The 16,763-nt window shown below is 64.7% G+C and carries 16 protein-coding genes; 11 read left to right on the top strand and 5 right to left on the bottom strand.

Translation table 11 applies throughout. From position 1 onward, the window contains the following. Window positions 1-86: 86 nt before the first annotated feature. Window positions 87-2,084, top strand: coding sequence for a DNA topoisomerase IV subunit B (parE, locus tag AB4Z00_RS07800; protein WP_132262711.1), 1,998 nt, complete (start codon window positions 87-89; stop codon window positions 2,082-2,084). A 28-nt stretch (window positions 2,085-2,112) separates the two neighbouring features. Here parE and AB4Z00_RS07805 read toward each other — a convergent pair whose 3' ends face one another. The 3 genes from AB4Z00_RS07805 to AB4Z00_RS07815 form a co-directional block, all read right to left on the bottom strand. Beyond that, on the bottom strand, window positions 2,113-2,649 hold the full coding sequence (locus AB4Z00_RS07805) for a hypothetical protein (RefSeq protein ID WP_442045549.1): 537 nt from the start codon (window positions 2,647-2,649) through the stop codon (window positions 2,113-2,115). Between the two features lie 203 nt (window positions 2,650-2,852). Further along, the gene (locus AB4Z00_RS07810) at window positions 2,853-3,569 is read right to left on the bottom strand and encodes an NYN domain-containing protein (RefSeq protein WP_134092879.1); all 717 of its coding nucleotides are present in this window, start codon (window positions 3,567-3,569) and stop codon (window positions 2,853-2,855) included. A 15-nt stretch (window positions 3,570-3,584) separates the two neighbouring features. Continuing rightward, window positions 3,585-4,769, bottom strand: coding sequence for a glycosyltransferase family 87 protein (locus tag AB4Z00_RS07815; protein WP_442045550.1), 1,185 nt, complete (start codon window positions 4,767-4,769; stop codon window positions 3,585-3,587). 168 nt (window positions 4,770-4,937) lie between these two features. On the opposite strand from AB4Z00_RS07815, the gene AB4Z00_RS07820 reads away from it, so the two are divergent. The 4 genes from AB4Z00_RS07820 to AB4Z00_RS07835 all read left to right on the top strand — a co-directional run bounded on the left by AB4Z00_RS07820 (window position 4,938) and on the right by AB4Z00_RS07835 (window position 7,881). After that, entirely contained in the window at window positions 4,938-5,783 is an 846-nt protein-coding gene (locus AB4Z00_RS07820) for an AAA family ATPase (RefSeq protein ID WP_134092877.1), read from the top strand. 6 nt (window positions 5,784-5,789) lie between these two features. Beyond that, window positions 5,790-6,227: a GFA family protein gene (locus AB4Z00_RS07825; protein WP_442045551.1), complete on the top strand. Its 438-nt coding sequence runs from the start codon at window positions 5,790-5,792 to the stop codon at window positions 6,225-6,227. Between the two features lie 58 nt (window positions 6,228-6,285). Then, window positions 6,286-7,467, top strand: coding sequence for a vWA domain-containing protein (locus AB4Z00_RS07830; protein ID WP_314465210.1), 1,182 nt, complete (start codon window positions 6,286-6,288; stop codon window positions 7,465-7,467). Window positions 7,468-7,557: 90 nt separating this feature from the next. After that, entirely contained in the window at window positions 7,558-7,881 is a 324-nt protein-coding gene (locus AB4Z00_RS07835) for a hypothetical protein (protein WP_442045552.1), read from the top strand. Here AB4Z00_RS07835 and AB4Z00_RS07840 read toward each other — a convergent pair. Together AB4Z00_RS07840 and AB4Z00_RS07845 are read right to left on the bottom strand one after the other, a co-directional pair. After that, entirely contained in the window at window positions 7,875-9,071 is a 1,197-nt protein-coding gene (locus AB4Z00_RS07840) for an exo-beta-N-acetylmuramidase NamZ family protein (protein ID WP_442045553.1), read from the bottom strand. The two genes, AB4Z00_RS07835 and AB4Z00_RS07840, sit on opposite strands and share 7 nt — an antisense overlap. After that, complete coding sequence (locus AB4Z00_RS07845) at window positions 9,068-9,604, bottom strand: DOMON-like domain-containing protein (protein WP_442045554.1); 537 nt, start codon at window positions 9,602-9,604, stop codon at window positions 9,068-9,070. Before AB4Z00_RS07845 ends, AB4Z00_RS07840 begins: the two co-directional genes overlap by 4 nt. Before the next feature lie 148 nt (window positions 9,605-9,752). Here AB4Z00_RS07845 and tyrS point away from each other — a divergent pair, with 148 nt between their 5' ends. The 6 genes from tyrS (at window position 9,753) to AB4Z00_RS07875 (ending at window position 16,726) form a co-directional block, all read left to right on the top strand. Next, window positions 9,753-10,982: a tyrosine--tRNA ligase gene (tyrS, locus tag AB4Z00_RS07850; RefSeq protein WP_442045555.1), complete on the top strand. Its 1,230-nt coding sequence runs from the start codon at window positions 9,753-9,755 to the stop codon at window positions 10,980-10,982. Window positions 10,983-11,161: 179 nt separating this feature from the next. After that, window positions 11,162-11,500 carry a PilZ domain-containing protein gene (locus AB4Z00_RS07855; RefSeq protein ID WP_132264087.1) on the top strand — a complete coding sequence of 113 codons (339 nt, stop codon included), beginning with the start codon at window positions 11,162-11,164 and terminating at the stop codon, window positions 11,498-11,500. Window positions 11,501-11,622: 122 nt separating this feature from the next. After that, window positions 11,623-13,737: a TonB-dependent receptor gene (locus tag AB4Z00_RS07860; RefSeq protein ID WP_442045556.1), complete on the top strand. Its 2,115-nt coding sequence runs from the start codon at window positions 11,623-11,625 to the stop codon at window positions 13,735-13,737. Window positions 13,738-13,800: 63 nt separating this feature from the next. Then, on the top strand, window positions 13,801-15,108 hold the full coding sequence (locus tag AB4Z00_RS07865) for an MFS transporter (RefSeq protein WP_132262687.1): 1,308 nt from the start codon (window positions 13,801-13,803) through the stop codon (window positions 15,106-15,108). Continuing rightward, window positions 15,105-16,022: a cysteine synthase A gene (cysK, locus tag AB4Z00_RS07870; RefSeq protein WP_442045557.1), complete on the top strand. Its 918-nt coding sequence runs from the start codon at window positions 15,105-15,107 to the stop codon at window positions 16,020-16,022. Before AB4Z00_RS07865 ends, cysK begins: the two co-directional genes overlap by 4 nt. A 2-nt stretch (window positions 16,023-16,024) precedes the next feature. Next, entirely contained in the window at window positions 16,025-16,726 is a 702-nt protein-coding gene (locus AB4Z00_RS07875; RefSeq protein ID WP_134092871.1) for a dienelactone hydrolase family protein, read from the top strand. Window positions 16,727-16,763 lie beyond the last annotated feature (37 nt).

The raw sequence follows: 16,763 nt of genomic DNA on the forward strand, positions 1-16,763 counted from the left end.
GGAATGGATCAGACAGCGAACATCTCTTTGCGGATAAGCCTAAACCCGTGCTTGATCGCGGGTTTAGGCGCCCTATAGTCCCGCTCATGTCCGATGACCTGTTCGACAAGCTCCCGTCTTCGGGCGGGGAATCCTACGATGGTTCCGCGATCGAAGTGCTGGAGGGGCTGGAACCTGTCCGGCGCCGTCCCGGCATGTACATCGGCGGCACCGACGAGCGCGCGCTTCACCATCTCGCGGCCGAAGTGCTTGACAATGCGATGGACGAAGCCGTCGCCGGACATGCCAACCGCATCGAGGTGACGCTGGACGAAGGCAACAGCCTGACCATCACCGACAACGGCCGCGGCATCCCGGTGGACGAGCATCCCAAGTTCCCCGGCAAATCGGCGCTGGAGGTCATTCTTTCCACCTTGCACTCGGGCGGCAAGTTCTCGGGCAAGGCCTATGCCACTTCGGGCGGCTTGCACGGCGTGGGCATTTCAGTGGTCAACGCCCTTTCCAGCCTCACGCGCGTCGAAGTGGCCCGTAACAAGGAGCTTTTCGCGCAGGAGTTCTCGCGCGGCCAGACGCTTGGCCCGCTCCAGAAGGTGGGCGCGGCGCCCAATCGCCGCGGCACCGCCGTCAGCTTCACGCCGGACACCGAGATTTTCGGCGACCAGCAGTTCAAGCCCGCGCGCCTGTTCAAGCTGGTTCGCTCCAAGGCCTACCTCTTTGCCGGCGTGGAAATCCGCTGGAAATGCGCGCCCTCGCTGGCTTCGGACGACGTTCCGGCAGAAGCGACGTTCCAGTTCCCCGGCGGCCTGGCCGATCACCTGGCCGAGCAGATCGGCACGCGCGAATGCGTGACCACGCAGGCCTTCTCGGGCACGCAGGATTTCCCGCGCGGCGATGACGGCTCCGAACAGGGCCGCGTCGAATGGGCGATCGCCTGGCCGCTCTATTCCGACGGTTCCTATTCCTGGTACTGCAACACCATCCCGACGCCCGATGGCGGCACGCACGAACAGGGTCTGCGCGCCGCGCTGACCAAGGGCATCCGCGCCTTCGCGGACCTGGTGGGCCAGGCCAAGAAGGCCAAGGACATCACGCCGGACGACGTGGTGACCGGCAGCGAAGTCATGCTCTCGGTCTTCATCCGCGACCCCCAGTTCCAGAGCCAGACCAAGGACCGCCTGACCAGCCCCGAAGCCGCGCGCCTCGTGGAAGCGGCGATCCGCGATCACTTCGACCATTTCCTCACCGACAATCTCGAACGCGGCAAGGCCCTGCTCGGCGCGGTGATGGAGCGTATGGACGATCGCCTGCGCCGCAAGGCGGAGCGCGAGGTCAAGCGCAAGACGGCCACCAATGCCCGTAAGCTGCGCCTGCCCGGCAAGTTGACGGACTGTTCGGGCGAAGGCCCGGGCGAAACCGAACTCTTCATCGTCGAAGGCGATTCTGCTGGCGGCTCGGCCAAGCAGGCGCGCAATCGCAAGACCCAGGCGATCCTGCCGATCCGCGGCAAGATCCTCAACGTCGCATCCGCCACGGCCGACAAGATCCGCGGCAATTCGGAAATCGCCGATCTCGGCCTCGCGCTCGGCTGCGGTACCCGCAAGGACTGCAACGCCGACAACTTGCGCTACGACCGCGTGATCATCATGACCGACGCCGACGTGGACGGCGCACATATCGCCACGCTGCTGATGACCTTCTTCTTCCAGGAGATGCCGGACATCGTGAAGCGCGGCCACCTCTACCTCGCGCAGCCGCCGCTTTACCGCCTCACTGCCGGTTCGACTTCGGCCTATGCCCGCGACGATGCCCACCGCGCCGAACTGGAAGCGACCGTTTTCAAGAACAAGAAAGTGGAAGTCGGCCGGTTCAAGGGCCTTGGCGAGATGAACCCCGGTCAGCTGCGTGAAACCACCATGGCGCCGGAAAGTCGCTCGCTGATCCGCATTACCCTGCCGCCCGAGTACGAGGGCCGCGCCGCGGTGAAGGATCTGGTCGACCGCCTGATGGGCCGCAATCCCGAACACCGCTTCATGTTCATCCAGAACCGCGCGGGCGAAATCGACCCGGAACTGATCGACGCCTGAGGCGCCGATCAGTCCGATCCATCGCGACTTACTTGGCCGCTACCGGCGTCGCCGCCAACAGGGCCGGTTCGGCAGGAACGGGAACCGCAACCGGYTCGATCACCTTCGCCACGGTCGCATAAGCGACGTCTTCGTCAAGGAAGCCTTTGACCGCCGATCCCGAGGCGATGAAGGCGCTGGTCCCGGTGGTCAGGAATCCGGCGATCGGCACGAGGGCGACAGCAGCGACTACGCCCCCGGTCCCGGTAACGCCTTTATCGTCGAAAGTGCCGGACAGCCTGATGTTTCGGTCATTGAGCCGGAGCGAAAGAACCCGGGCACCGATGTACCCGGACTTGCCCCACATGCCCTTGTTGCGCACTTCGGTGATCTCAGCGACGGCAGGGGTTCCCGCCGGTATCACGACAACGCCGTTCCGCTCGATATTCGCGGCCACTTCCATCTGCACGCGCTGCCCCACGCGAAGAGCCTTTTTCTTGGTCGTCAGTTCCTCGCGCGTGATCAGCGGCACTTCCATCCCCGCACGAAGAACATTGTCCGATACCGGCGCGAGTGCGATCGCCACGTGCTGCGGCGCTGCGAGAGGCGCGGCGTCCGTGGACGGTGTGGATTGTGCATGACTTGCGCACGCGGCCCCCATCAGCAGGCAAAAGCCTGCCAAATACTTCGATTTCATCGATAGTCCCCCTGAGAGGCAAAAATGCCCTCAAGCGGAGCCTAAATTCGTGGCCGCGAGGAAGTCAATTTGAGAAAGATCCACAATCCCCCTCACCGCACGCGCTTGAGGAACAATCCGCTCTCGCGTTTTTCCGTGGCGAAGTTGGGGAGTGTCTGCACCAGTTCGGACAATCGGGAAAAACCGTAACTGCGGGCATCGAAGCTGGAGCGATTGGCCACGCGCTGGCCGACTTCGGAGAGGCTGGCGAAGCCCTGCTCGTCTCGTTTGCTCGCCTTCCAGGCCTCGCCGAGCAATTTGACCAGTTCTTCGTCTATCGCGGGCTTGGGGGTTTCGTTTGCCGTTTCCACGGCGTCGCTGTCCGGCAAGGCGTCGAGATCGATGAAGCGCGTGCAAGCCTCGCGAAAGGCTTCGGGCGTGCGGGAAGAACCAAAGCCATAGACCGGCGTGCCGTTCTGGCGGATGCGGATCGAAAGCGGCATGAAATCGCTGTCGCTCGACATGATGCCGAACCCGTCCACTTGCCCGCCATAGAGCAGGTCCATGGCGTCGATCGTCATTTTCATGTCGGTGGCATTCTTGCCCTTGGTCAGGTCGAATTGTTGCTGCGGTTCCAGCGCATGGCGATGGACCAATTTCGACCAGCCCTTGAGCGCAGGCTTGCTCCAGTTGCCGTAGATCCGCCGGACATTGACGGTGCCGAGATCGCCCAGGATGGTCAGCGCCGCGTCGAGGTTGGCGGGGGAGGCGTTATCGGCATCGATCAGCAAAGCGATATTACGGCCGATGCGGGGCTTTGGTTCGGGCAAGGGGCAGTTCCTTCCTCAGGACGGGACAGCGGCGCGCGCCTCGTAAGCGAGGGCGGCTCGGCGCCAGATTATGACGAAGAAGAATGCCAGGACCAGCGGCATGATCGGAAAATGGAGATTGAGCGCCAGCGGCCGGGCCAGTGCCGGGCCGGCGAAGGCCAGGAACAGGGCGCAGCGTTCCCAGTCGCGAAAACCGCGGCGGAGGCCCTCTCCGGCAAGCCAGAGCATGGGGAACGCCAGGATCACCATATCGTAATCGAGGACGTAGGGCGTCGCGAGAGGCGCGCCCGCCAGCATCAGCGCCGCCAGTCCCGCGGACCACTGCCGGCGCCAGGACGCCTGGAGCACGAGCACCGCTGCAGCCAGCGTCACGGCGCCCTGCACCGTATAGCTCAGCGCCATGGGGGCACCGAGCAGCCGCAGCGCCGCAAAGGGGCTCATCATCTTGCCATAGCCGATCTGGCCATAGGCCATGGCCGTCTGGGCGCGCTCGCTTGCGCCCACCCAGTCCGCCCAGGCATGCGGGCCGAACGCGCCGGCGGACAGCAGCGCCAGCGCGATCGCCGTCGCGCCGGCCGCGGCGATCACCCGCCATTGCCCGGTCGCCAGCAGGACAAGAGGCAGCAGCAACCCGAATTGCGGCTTGATCGTCGCCAGACCGAACAATGCACCGGCCAGCAGCGGCCGGGTCGGAACCAGCCATGCGCCAAGGCCGAGCAGTCCTGCCACGAGGAAGGCCGTCTGTCCGTGAGTGACGACGATGGGCACGGCGGGAAAAGCCGCAAACAGCAGCCAGAGCGGGAGACCCGTCCCGGCTCCGGCCCACCAGCGACGGACGGCAGCAAGGTAGAAGGCGCCGGTCGCGGCCACCCAGAGAGCCAGCGCGGGGAAATAGGCAAGCCAGCCGAGCGGCCAGCAGAACGGCAGGAACGACGGGGGATAGTAGAATGCGGTATAAGCGCCTTCGGCCGAGAAATAGGTGCGCTGCGCCGCGATATGGGCCGCGCCGTCGTAGGGATTGCCATGCGCCACCAGCATGTGCCCGGTCGTCCAGAAACTGATGAAATCGCTGCCGAGCAAGTAGCCGTTGGCATCCACCCCGTTGTGCGAAGTGGCCACCAGCCAGACGATCATGACCAGGTTGATCACGGCAAGCAGCCGCAGATAGGCGCCGACGCGCGGCGCGTTCAACCAATCCATGCGTTTCAGGAATTCAGCCCCCATCGCGCCTGTCTGCAACGCCCGGGCGGCTAAGTCCATGGCGCGGTGGGGGTAGGCGCCTCGGTGCTTGCCATGTTGCGCCGCAAAACTTAGAGATTAACCGGGCGGTTAAGGAATTGCCCCGGGATTTCGCCGAAGGGACAGGACATGCAGCGTTTCGAAGGCACCAGCAGCTACGTCGCCACGGACGATCTCAAAGTCGCCGTGAACGCCGCCGTCCTGTTGCGCCGCCCGCTTCTGGTGAAGGGAGAGCCCGGCACCGGCAAGACCGTGCTCGCCGAGCAGATCGCCGCCTCGATGAATGCGCCGCTGATCACCTGGAACGTGAAGTCCACCACCAAGGCGCACCAGGGCCTCTACGAATACGACGCGGTCGGCCGCCTGCGCGACGGGCAGCTGGGTGACGCGCGGGTCCACGATATCAACAACTACATCCGCAAGGGCAAGCTCTGGGAGGCGTTCACTTCGCCTCGCCTGCCCGTGCTGCTGATCGACGAGATCGACAAGGCCGACATCGAATTTCCCAACGACCTCCTGGCCGAGCTCGACCGCATGGCGTTCGACGTTTATGAAACCGGCGAGCATGTCGCCGCCGCCGAGCGGCCGGTCGTCGTCATCACCTCGAACAACGAGAAGGATCTGCCGGACGCCTTCCTGCGCCGCTGCTTCTTCCACTACATCAAGTTCCCCGATCGCGAGACGATGCAGGCCATCGTCGACGTGCATTTCCCCGGGATCCAGAAGACCCTGGTGACCAAGGCGATGGAAGTATTCTACGAGCTGCGCGAAGTGCCCGGCCTCAAGAAGAAGCCCTCCACCAGCGAGCTGCTCGACTGGCTCAAGCTCCTGTTGAGCGAGGACATGCCGCTGGAGATATTGCAGAACCAGGACGCAACCAAGGCGATCCCACCGCTGCATGGGGCCTTGCTGAAGAACGAACAGGACGTCATGCTGTTCGAAAGGCTCGCCTTCATGGCGCGCCGCGGGAACTGACAGGCCATGAGCGCTCCCTATCTCGGCAGTTGTGCCTGCGTTGCCGTCTCGCTGACGGTTTCGGGCGAGCCCATCGCCACGCGCCAGTGCTGGTGCCGCCAGTGCCAGCAGCTTGCGGCAGGCGGTCCGACCAACAACGCGATCTTCAAGGTAGAGGACGTGTCGCTGGATGGAGAACTCAGATCCTCCGTCTGGACTGCGGCAAGCGGCAATACACTCACGTTCCACTTCTGCCCGAAATGCGGGACCCAGATCTACGCGCAAAGCTCGGCGCGCCCGCATCTGATGACCATACGCCTGGGCGCACTTGCTGCCGGTCACGGCTTGCGGCCGGAAGCGGTGATATGGACCGAAGACGCGCCGGAATGGGCCACTTTCGACGAGACCCTCGAAACCTGGCCGCGCCAACCGCCCCCGCCCCCGCCGTCATCCCCCTCCGCGTGAGTAAGCGCCACCGCCTGGCAGCACCCGGGTGCGATCGGCCTCTTCGGGAGCGTTGCACATGCTGCTGAACTTCATCGAGGAACTGCGCGCGGCGGGCATTCCGGCCTCGCTCAAAGAGCACCTCGTGCTGCTGGAAGCGCTTGAAAGGGATGTCATCGAACGCACCCCGGAGGCGTTCTACTTTCTCAGCCGCGCTACTTTCGTGAAGGACGAAGGCCTGCTCGACCGCTTCGACCAGGTGTTCCAAAAGGTCTTCAAAGGTGCCCTCAGCGACTATGGCCAAGCACCTGTCGCCATCCCGGAAGATTGGCTGCGCAAAGTGGCCGAGCGCTACTTCTCCGACGAGGAGATGGAGCAGATCAAGGCGCTCGGTTCCTGGGACGAGATCATGGAGACGCTCAAGAAGCGTCTGGAGGAACAGGAAAAACGTCACTCCGGCGGCAACAAGTGGATCGGTACCAACGGCACTTCGCCATTCGGCCATTCGGGCTACAATCCCGAGGGCATCCGCATCGGCGGCGAAGCCAGGCATGGCCGGGCCATAAAGGTCTGGGAAAAGCGCGAATTCGCCAATCTCGATAACACGCGTGAACTCGGCACCCGCAACATCAAGGTCGCCCTTCGCCGTCTCCGCCGCTTCGCGCGCGAAGGCGCTGCCGAGGAACTGGACCTTGAGGAAACGATCCACGGCACCGCGAAGCAGGGTTGGCTGGACATCCGCATGCGGCCCGAGCGGCACAATGCCGTCAAGGTCCTGCTCTTCCTGGACGTCGGCGGATCGATGGATCCCTATATCGAACTGATGGAAGAGCTGTTCAGCGCCGCCAGCGCCGAATTCAAGAACATGGAGTTCTTCTATTTCCACAACTGCCTCTACGAAGGGGTGTGGAAGGACAACCGCCGCCGCTGGTCGCAGCGCACGCCGACCTGGGACCTGCTTCACAAGTTCGGGCACGACTACAAGGTGATCTTCGTCGGCGACGCCGCGATGAGCCCCTACGAGATCAGCCATCCCGGCGGTTCGGTGGAGCACATGAACGAGGAAGCGGGCGCCGTCTGGCTCGGCCGCGTCGCGCAGACTTATCCTGCAACGGTGTGGCTCAATCCGGCGCCGGAGCATCAGTGGAACTATTCGAGTTCGACGCGCATGATCCGCGACCTGATGGGCGGGGCGATGTTCCCCCTGACGCTGGACGGGCTGGACGCGGCGATGAAGCAGCTCACCCGCAAGAAGGGTTGAAAGCGCTTGCCTGTCCGCCGCGCCGGGCAGATCATCGTATCGAAGCGGCGGACATCGCCGGYGGGCTCACGGACGAAGGACTTCGTGACTATGCACAAGCTGGTTCTGATTACGACGATCGCTGCGATGACAGGGGCCGCCAGCCCGGCCAAGGTTCCTGAAACCGCCGATGCGGCGCAGGCCGCCTGCAATAGGACGATCCAGCAAGCCAACGCCGCAGCAGGTCACCGGCCGCCGCGTGCTGCCCCGCCCGGAAAGTCAGCCTTGATCCGGCCTGATGTGATCCGGCCTGAAATGATCCACGCCGTCGACAAACGAGTGGCGGGCTGCCCGGTACTCGTCAGCCTGGACGGCAGGATGACCCCGCCGCCCGCTTATTCGGACGCGCCCGCCCGCCTCGCGCCTGCTCAGTAAAGCAGGAGATCGGCGATTTCGGCCTTCCAGGCGGCTTCGTCCCGGCCGGCGATCAGGTCGAGATCGCCAGGCAGCGCGGCAGGGTCGTCGACCCATTCGCGCAGCGCCGGACCGCCGTTGATCACATCGATGGCAAGGCGCTGGAATTCGTACTCGTAGGGGAAGTCCCGCCAGATCGGATAGTCGGGATAGAGTTGGCGAATGGCCTTGAATGCCAGCGCCTGGAGGCGCCAGGGCCGGAAGGCATGATGATCGTAGAACTTGCCCTCGGCATGGATCATCAGCCCGCTGCACAGCGTGCCGGCATGCTTGTGGAACGTCGGTTCGAACCAGCATTCCCGAACCGCGCAGCCGGCCAGCCATTCCGGCGCGATCCGCTGCATCGCTGACAGGACGGCCTTGGCGTCGATATCGGGCGCTCCGAACAGTACTTCCAGCGGACGGGTGGTGCCGCGTCCTTCCGAAAGCGTCGCGCCTTCCAGCATGACGGTGCCCGCATAGGCACGCGCCATGTTGAGGTTGGCGGCATTGGGGCTGGGATTGATCCAGATGCGGCTCTCCGGCCATCCGAACCCGGCGCCGTCCGGCTCCCATCCGCTCATCTCGATCACGCGATATTCCACGTCGAGTTCGAAGCGGCGCACGAACCAGAGCCCCATCTCGCCCAGGGTCAGCCCGTGCCGCATCGGCATCGGTCCCGCGCCGACGAAGCTTTCCTGCCCCGGCAGCAGGGTCGTTCCCTCCACGGGGCGGCCCGCCGGGTTGGGACGGTCCAGCACCCATACGGCTTTGCCCTGCTCGGCCGCAGCTTCGAGCAGGTAGAGCAGCGTGGTCACGAACGTGTAGATGCGGCAGCCAAGGTCCTGAAGGTCGAACAGGAAGACATCGGCGCCCGCCATCATCTCCGGGCTGGGGCGGCGCACTTCGCCGTAGAGGCTGTAGACGGGAATGCCGTAGACCGGGTCCAGCTCATTGGCCGTCTCGACCATGTTGTCCTGCTTGTCGCCCTTCAGTCCGTGCTGCGGGCCGAAAGCGCAAGCCACGTTGATGCCCGCTGCGATCAGCGCGTCGAGCGAATGGACGAGGTCCTCGGTGACGGAGGCGGGATGCGCGACAAGCGCGACGCGCTTGCCTTCGAGGGGCGCGCGCAGTTCTGGGTCTGCCAGGAGGCGATCGATACCGAATTTCATGAGGCGGTGGGTGCCGCAAGCTCGAGCGTGAAGCAAGCCGGATCGTGGAAGTCCGGCGCATCGGCGCTGTGGGTAAGCGACCAGTAGCTTTTCACGCCCCCCTCCTCTTCGATCACCGCCGTGAAGCCGCAGCGAAGCGGGGCTTGCGGCAGGCCCGCTGCCGGAATGGCCGCGTCGAAAACCGCGATGTCCGAGCCCTTGCGCATCGCGCATTCCGGCTCGCGCGGGAGGGGCCGCTCGACCATGCCCTCGCGTCGGCCGGAGAAATCGTAGGCGTTCCAGCGCTCGGAAGGCGAGAGGTTGAACTCGGTATAGCCGCGGCTTTCCGGCTGGCGCAGGAACAGTTCGAAGCAGGTCGTCTGCCAGAGGTCGTCCGCCCTGCCTTTGCCCGCAAATGGCGGAACCACGACTTTGCCCGCGCCCAGAATGCGCCAGCGGACACGCAGCCAGCTGGCGTCGAACCCGATCACGCGGGTTTCGATGGAGCGGACGAGAAGCGAGGGATGTGCCGGGTGGCAGGTCAGTTCGGCCATGCGCGCATGCCTAGAGGGCACGCGCGCCTGCTGGCAATGCGGATTCGGCCGGAACGCGCCGCAAGGCGACCAACCGCTTCATCTTGCGCCTCGCGCGTGCTAGGCGCGCGGGCTCCGATCCATCCAAGCCAAGAAGCACTGGGCCATCATGACCTACAATTCCTCCCTGCTCCGCACGCTCGAAGAGCGCGGCTACATCCACCAGATGACGGACGCCGAGGGCCTCGACGCCCTTGCCGCCAAGCAGGTCGTGCCTGGATATATCGGCTTCGACGCCACGGCGGCGTCGCTTCACATCGGCAGCCTGGTGCAGATCATGATGCTGCGCCGCCTGCAGCAGACCGGCCACAAGCCGATCGTGCTCATGGGCGGCGGCACCACCCGCATCGGCGATCCCACCGGCCGCGACGAGAGCCGCAAGATGCTTTCGGACGAGACGATCGCCACCAATATCGAAGGCATCTTCTCGATCTTCTCGCGCCTGCTGAAGTTCGGCGACGGGCCGACCGATGCCGTCATGGTCAACAACCACGACTGGCTGGGGCAGCTCGGCTACATCCAGCTGCTTCAGGAAGTGGGCACGCATTTCACGGTCAACCGCATGCTGTCCTTCGACTCGGTGCGCCTGCGCCTGGAGCGCGAGCAGCCGATGACCTTCCTCGAATTCAACTACATGATCCTGCAAGGCTACGACTTCCGCCATCTTTCCCAGAACGAAGGCGTTCGTCTGCAGATGGGCGGCTCCGACCAGTGGGGCAATATCGTCAACGGGATCGAGCTTTCCCGCCGCATGGACGGTCAGGAAGTCTTCGGCCTCACCACGCCCCTGCTCACCACGGCCGACGGCGCGAAGATGGGCAAGTCCGCTTCCGGCGCGGTCTGGCTGAACGAGGACATGCTGCCATCCTACGACTTCTGGCAATACTGGCGTAACTGCGACGACCGCGATGTCGGCAAGTTCCTGCGCCTGTTCACCGACCTGCCGCTGGAAGAGATCGCGCGCCTGGAAACCCTCGAAGGGGCGGCGATCAACGATGCCAAGGTCGTGCTGGCCAACGAAGTGACCCGGCTCTGCCGCGGCGAGGATGCGGCAGTGGCGGCGGAAGCGACGGCGAAGACCACTTTCGCGGGCGGCGGGCTTGGAGACGACCTGCCGACGCTGGCCGTAACCGGCGAAGGCATCCGCCTGGGCGCGGCGCTGACCGAACTCGGCTTCACGGCTTCCAATGGCGAAGCCAAGCGCAAGATCGCAGAAGGCGCCGTCAAAATCGACGATGCGCTGATGGACGATCCGGCGTTCCTGATCGAAGTCGGCTCCGGTGAAACGCGTAAGCTTAGTCTTGGCAAGAAGAAGCACGCAATTCTCAGGGGTGCATAACTACGTAATCGTTTGCTAACATGATTGAACTAAGGCGCTCCGGTTCCCGTAACCGGGGCGCTTTAACGCAAGAGCGGCACATTTTGCCGCCTGTGACTGGCAAAAAGCGAACGAATTTACCGTTTCTTTGCCATTTTGATGCACTGTCCTTGCTCACGGTCACAACAGGGGCAATAGAGATGACTGCAGGAGCGCAGCTCACTGTAACCGACAAACGTCGCGCGGCGCGGCACCCCGTCGATTACCCGGTGATTGCGGAGCACCGCCAATTGGGCGACCTGCATCTGCACATCGTCAATCTCTCGGCCCAGGGTTTCATGTCCCAGGGCGACCTGCCGCTCGAACGCGGGGAACGCCTGGTGATGCGCCTGCCGGTGATCGGCCGGATCGAGGCTCATCTGATCTGGGCGCATGAAGGACGCGCGGGCTTCCAGTTCGAACGGATCATCCGCATCGACGACTTCCTGAAGCTGGTGGACACCGTTCAGCCGAACCCTCGCTTGCGCCCCCGGCGCTGAGGCGGCAAGGCCGACCGCCTGCCTTCGGCCGAACATTCGTTTCATCGCAATCATGGCTCACTTCGTCGCCAGGCAACATTTCAGAATTGATATGTTATAACCTCGCAATTAGCCGGTTGGCCATGACGCTCCCAACTGCCCGAATCGCACTGCTGGTCACCGCCGGCGCCCTCTCCACGATATTGGCGGCAATGCCTGCTTCCGCGCAGGCTGTCGGGGCGCAAGCGACCGCACCTGTCGACGGCGATGGCCATCCCCAGGAAGCCGGTCCGGAAATCATCGTCACCGGCCGCCTGATCTCCGGCAATGCCGATCCCATTGCCGCACCGGTCGTTCTCTCAGGCGAAGCGCTGACCCGCGACCTCAAGCCGCAAATCGGCGAAATGCTTGCCAGCCTGCCGGGCGTGTCCAGCAGCGGTTTCGCGCCGGGCGTGTCACGGCCGGTCCTGCGCGGCTTCGACGGTCCGCGCGTCCAGGTCATGCTCGACGGCATCGGTTCGCTCGATGCCTCGTCGGTCTCGGCCGACCACGCCGTCTCGCTCGATACCCTCAATGTCGAGCGCATCGAAGTGCTCCACGGCCCGCGCGTCCTGCTCTATGCCAGCGACCCTTCGGGCGGCGCGGTCAATGCCGTGGACAAGCGTATTCCGCGCAAGGTGCCGGACAAGGCCTTCACCCTGGACGCACTGGGATCCTTCGGCACGGCCGCCAACATGGTCAACGGCGGCATCACCACCGACGTCCGGCTGGCAAGCCGCCTCGTCGCCCATTTCGATGCATCCTACTATCACAGCGACGACCTCCACGTCGGCGGCTATGTCCTGTCGCCCGAACTGCGCGCGGAGACCCTGGCGCAGGCAAGCACCCTGTCCGATGCCGGGGACCTGACCGGCGCGGCGACGCTGACCCAGCAGGCCAATCGCCGCGGCAAGATCGCCAACAGCGGCACAGAAGGCTGGACCCTCGGCGGCGGCCTCGCCTTCATCGACGACGGCGGCGACATCGGCGTTTCCGTCCAGCGCCTGGCCAACGACTACGGCATCCCGCCGCGCCCCTCCACCGATCCGAGCGCGACCAGCATCTCGCTGCGCCAGACCCGCGTCGACTTGCGCGCCGGCCTCAATCTCGAAGGCTTCCTCAAGCGGCTGGAAGTGCGCGGCGCTTATGGCGACTATGAGCATGCCGAAATCGAGGGTGGCGACATCGGCACCCAGTTCCACAACAAGGCCGTCGAAGTTCGCCTTCAGGCAGACCAGGCCAAGCGCGGGATCTGGAGCGGTTCGACCGGCGTGCAATACTCGTCGGCCCAACTCGACATCGCCGGTGACGAGAAGCTGCTGCCGAACAACAACACCGACCGCCTTGCCCTCTTCACGCTGCAGCGTCTCGAAGTGGGCCAGTTCGACATCGAAGGCGCACTGCGTTACGAAAATACCCGGATCGACACGGTTCCGGCCGACCAGCATCGCAATTTCGACCAGTATTCCGGCGTGGCCGGCCTCGCCTGGCATCCCATCGATACCGTGACGCTCTCGGTGAACTATTCGCACGGCGAGCGTGCCCCGTCCGCTGAGGAGCTGTTCGTCGACGGACTGCACGATGCCACCCAGTCCTACGAGCGCGGCAATCCGAACTTCACGGTGGAGCAGAGCGACGGCATCGAGGCTGGCGTGCGCTACAACGGCGGGGATATCGCCGGTTCGGTCACGGTGTTCGGCACGAACTTCTCGAACTTCATCACCGCCGTGCCGACCGGCGAAGTGATCGAGGATTTCCCGGTCTATCAGTACCTCCAAGCCCCTGCCCGCTTCCGCGGCATCGAGGCCGAGGGCGGCGTGACATTCGCCCGCTGGGGCGGCGACAAGGCGATCAAGGCCGATGGCGGCGTGGACTATACCCATGCCCGCCTCGTCGACATGGGCCCTGTGCCGCGGATCCCGCCCCTGCGCGCCCGTGGCGGCGTGGAATTCGATTCGTCCGCCTTCACCTTGCGCGGCGAAGTGGAATGGAATGCCAGGCAGACCCGCGTGACCGAGAACGAAAACCCCACGAGCGCGTTCACGCTCGTCAACGCCAGCGCCACCTGGCGGCCCTTCGGCGAGCAGGGCCCGCTCTCGCTCATCCTCGCGGCGGACAACCTTCTGGACGTGACCGGACGCCTGGCCGCTTCGGAAACGCGCGACTTCGTACCCATCGCCGGGCGTGACGTGCGGATCACCGCGCGGTTTACTTATTGATCCCAAACATAAGCTATCGCTGCGAATGAGCGGCATGTCTTGGCAATGCTTTGACATGCTGCCATGCAGCAAGCCGTGAGTACCATCGACACTTCCAGCCCTTCCGTGCTGCCAGAGCCCACCTCCCCGCTGCGCATTGCGGATTACCGCAAGTTCTGGCTAGCCCGCTTCGCCGTGGTGTTCGCATCCACCGGCATGGTCGTCATCATCGGCTACCAGCTCTACGACGTGGCCCGCAGCGTTTACGGCATGTCGATTGCCGAAGCCTCGTTCCAGCTCGGCCTGCTTGGCTTCGCGCAGTTCCTGCCGATCTTCCTGCTGACCCCGGTAGCCGGCGTCATCGCCGACCGGTTCGACCGGCGCAAAGTGGCGGGAATAGCCATGTCGGTGGACATCCTGGTCGCCATCGGCCTGGCCCTGATCACCGAACTCGATCTGCGCAGCCTGCCGGTACTCTATCTGTTCGCCGCGCTCCACGGCATCGCCCGCGTCTTCGTGAGCCCGTCGATGACGGCGATCGCGCCGAACATCGTGCCCACTTCGCTGATCCCGCGCGCCATCGCTTTCAACTCGATCGCCATCGAGGCCGGAACCATCATCGGCCCGGCAGCCTTCGGCTTCCTCTTCGCGCGCCATCACGCGATGCCCTACTGGATCGCGGCCGTGCTCATGGCCGTGGCCGCCTTCAGCATCACCAGCATCCGCAACCTGCCGCCCGTCCCCAAGGACGCGCGCCGCGACCATCCGGTCCGCCAGATCGTCGACGGTTTCCATTTCATCTGGCGCGAGCGCTTCCTGCTCGGCTGCATCACGCTGGACCTCTTCGCCGTTCTGCTCGGCGGCGCGACCGCGCTCATGCCGGTATTCGCGCGCGATATCCTCCATGTCGGGCCCGAGGGCCTGGGCCAGATGCGCGCCGCGACGGCGGCCGGTGCCGCTATCGTCGCCGTCTGGCTCTCGTTCCGCCCCCTCGCCAAGAACGTGGGCGTGAAGATGCTGCTCTCGGTCGCGGCCTACGGCGCCATGACCGTGGGCTTCGGCCTCTCGCGCAGTTTCGCGGTGTCGCTGGGCTTCCTGGCGCTGCTCGGCGCGGCGGACATGATCTCGGTCTTCATCCGCAGTTCCCTGGTCCAGCTTCGCACCCCGGACGACAAGCGCGGAAGGGTCTCGGCCATTTCCGGCCTCGCCATATCCGCCTCGAACGAGCTGGGCGAGATGCAGTCCGGCGTGGCCGCGGCCCTGCTGGGCGCGACCGGGGCTGTTGTTTTCGGTGGCGGCGCTGCCATAGTCATTACCGCAATCTGGGCCTGGAGCTTTCCCGAGATCCGCCGTGCCCGCACCTTCGCACCACGATGGGAGCATGAACAATGAAGGCCGACAGCATTCTCGCCACGATCGGGAATACGCCGCATATTCGCCTCTCGCGCCTGTTCCCGGACCATGAAGTCTGGATAAAGGCAGAGCGCACGAACCCCGGCGGTTCGATCAAGGACCGCATCGCGCTCGCCATGGTCGAAGCCGCCGAAGCCGATGGCACACTGAAGCCGGGCGGCACCATCATCGAGCCGACTTCGGGCAATACCGGGATCGGCCTGGCCATGGTCGCGGCGGTCAAGGGCTACAAACTCGTGCTCGTCATGCCCGAATCGATGTCGATCGAGCGTCGCCGCCTGATGCTGGCCTATGGCGCCAGCTTCGACCTCACCCCGCGCGAAAAGGGCATGAAGGGCTCGATCGAGCGCGCCAAGGAGCTGCTCGACACGATCCCCGGCTCGTGGATGCCGCAGCAGTTCGAGAATCCGGCCAATGTCGCGGTTCATGTCGCGACCACCGCGAAGGAAATCCTGGCCGATTTCGCCGACAGCCCGATCGACGTGCTGATTACCGGCGTCGGCACCGGCGGCCACCTCACCGGCTGCGCGGAAACCCTCAAGCAGAGCTGGCCTTCGCTCAAGGCCTATGCCGTCGAACCCACGCTCTCCCCGGTGATTTCCGGCGGCCAGCCCGGCCCCCATCCGATCCAGGGGATCGGCGCCGGCTTCGTCCCTGCCAATCTCCATACCCAGTCCATCGACGGCGCGCTCCAGGTAGACCCGGCCGATGCCAAGGATTGGGCGCGCCGCTGCGCGACCGAGGAAGGCATGCTGGTAGGTATCAGCTCGGGCGCGACGCTGGCCGCCATCGCCCAGAAGCTGAAGGAGCTTCCCGCAGGCAGCCGCGTGCTCGGCTTCAACTACGACACCGGCGAGCGCTATCTCTCGGTGCCGGACTTCCTTCCGGAGTAATCATGCTCGAAACGATTGCCTACAGCCACGCCGGTCAGGATCTGACCGGCCATCTGGCGCGTCCCGAAGCCACGCCTCGCGCGGCCGTGGTCTTGTTCCCGACGATCGCCAACTTCAACGCGGCGATGGAACGGCGCGCGAAGATGCTCGCGGACCTCGGCTACCTCACCCTGGTTTCGGACTTCTACGGGGAGCCTGTCGCCAGCTTCGAAGCGTCCTTTCCGATGGCGGAGAAGCTGCGTTCGGACAATGCACATTACCGCGGCCGTATCGACGCCGCCATCACGGCCCTGCGCAGCCTCCCCGAAACGGCGGGGCTGCCGATGCTCGGCATCGGGTACTGCATGGGCGGACAGGCCGTTCTGGAAGCGGCGCGCGGCGGACAGGACCTGGTCGCGGCCGTGAGCTTCCACGGCACCCTTGCGACCGCGGCACCCGCAGAACCGGGCGCGGTCAAGGCGCGTATCCTGGTCTGCCACGGAGACGCCGATCCCCTCGTCCCGCGCGAGCAGGTCATCGGTTTCTGGGATGAGATGGATCGTGCCGAAGCGAATTGGCATTTCCATGCCTATTCCGGCGTTCGCCATGGCTTCACCGATCCGGGAAGCGACGAACGGGGCATGGCCGCCATCGGCTACGATGCCAGTGCCGACCGTCAGAGCTGGGCCGCGATGCTCAGTCTGTTCGACGAAGTTCTAGGATAACTACTTTAAAGCCGTGGCCGCCCCCAAGGGCGGCCAC

Origin of the sequence: Novosphingobium sp. YAF33, from assembly GCF_052113265.1 — a bacterium.
In the GTDB taxonomy this organism is placed as follows: Bacteria; Pseudomonadota; Alphaproteobacteria; order Sphingomonadales; family Sphingomonadaceae; genus Novosphingobium.

Excerpts from the sequence above, each read along its gene's own strand:
- parE (WP_132262711.1), top strand. The coding sequence starts at position 87 with ATGTCCGATGACCTGTTCGACAAGCTCCCGTCTTCGGGCGGGGAATCC.
- AB4Z00_RS07815 (WP_442045550.1), bottom strand. The coding sequence starts at position 4,769 with ATGGATTGGTTGAACGCGCCGCGCGTCGGCGCCTATCTGCGGCTGCTT.
- AB4Z00_RS07820 (WP_134092877.1), top strand. The coding sequence starts at position 4,938 with ATGCAGCGTTTCGAAGGCACCAGCAGCTACGTCGCCACGGACGATCTC.
- AB4Z00_RS07825 (WP_442045551.1), top strand. The coding sequence starts at position 5,790 with ATGAGCGCTCCCTATCTCGGCAGTTGTGCCTGCGTTGCCGTCTCGCTG.
- AB4Z00_RS07830 (WP_314465210.1), top strand. The coding sequence starts at position 6,286 with ATGCTGCTGAACTTCATCGAGGAACTGCGCGCGGCGGGCATTCCGGCC.
- AB4Z00_RS07835 (WP_442045552.1), top strand. The coding sequence starts at position 7,558 with ATGCACAAGCTGGTTCTGATTACGACGATCGCTGCGATGACAGGGGCC.
- AB4Z00_RS07840 (WP_442045553.1), bottom strand. The coding sequence starts at position 9,071 with ATGAAATTCGGTATCGATCGCCTCCTGGCAGACCCAGAACTGCGCGCG.
- AB4Z00_RS07845 (WP_442045554.1), bottom strand. The coding sequence starts at position 9,604 with ATGGCCGAACTGACCTGCCACCCGGCACATCCCTCGCTTCTCGTCCGC.
- tyrS (WP_442045555.1), top strand. The coding sequence starts at position 9,753 with ATGACCTACAATTCCTCCCTGCTCCGCACGCTCGAAGAGCGCGGCTAC.
- AB4Z00_RS07855 (WP_132264087.1), top strand. The coding sequence starts at position 11,162 with ATGACTGCAGGAGCGCAGCTCACTGTAACCGACAAACGTCGCGCGGCG.
- AB4Z00_RS07860 (WP_442045556.1), top strand. The coding sequence starts at position 11,623 with ATGACGCTCCCAACTGCCCGAATCGCACTGCTGGTCACCGCCGGCGCC.
- AB4Z00_RS07865 (WP_132262687.1), top strand. The coding sequence starts at position 13,801 with ATGCAGCAAGCCGTGAGTACCATCGACACTTCCAGCCCTTCCGTGCTG.
- cysK (WP_442045557.1), top strand. The coding sequence starts at position 15,105 with ATGAAGGCCGACAGCATTCTCGCCACGATCGGGAATACGCCGCATATT.
- AB4Z00_RS07875 (WP_134092871.1), top strand. The coding sequence starts at position 16,025 with ATGCTCGAAACGATTGCCTACAGCCACGCCGGTCAGGATCTGACCGGC.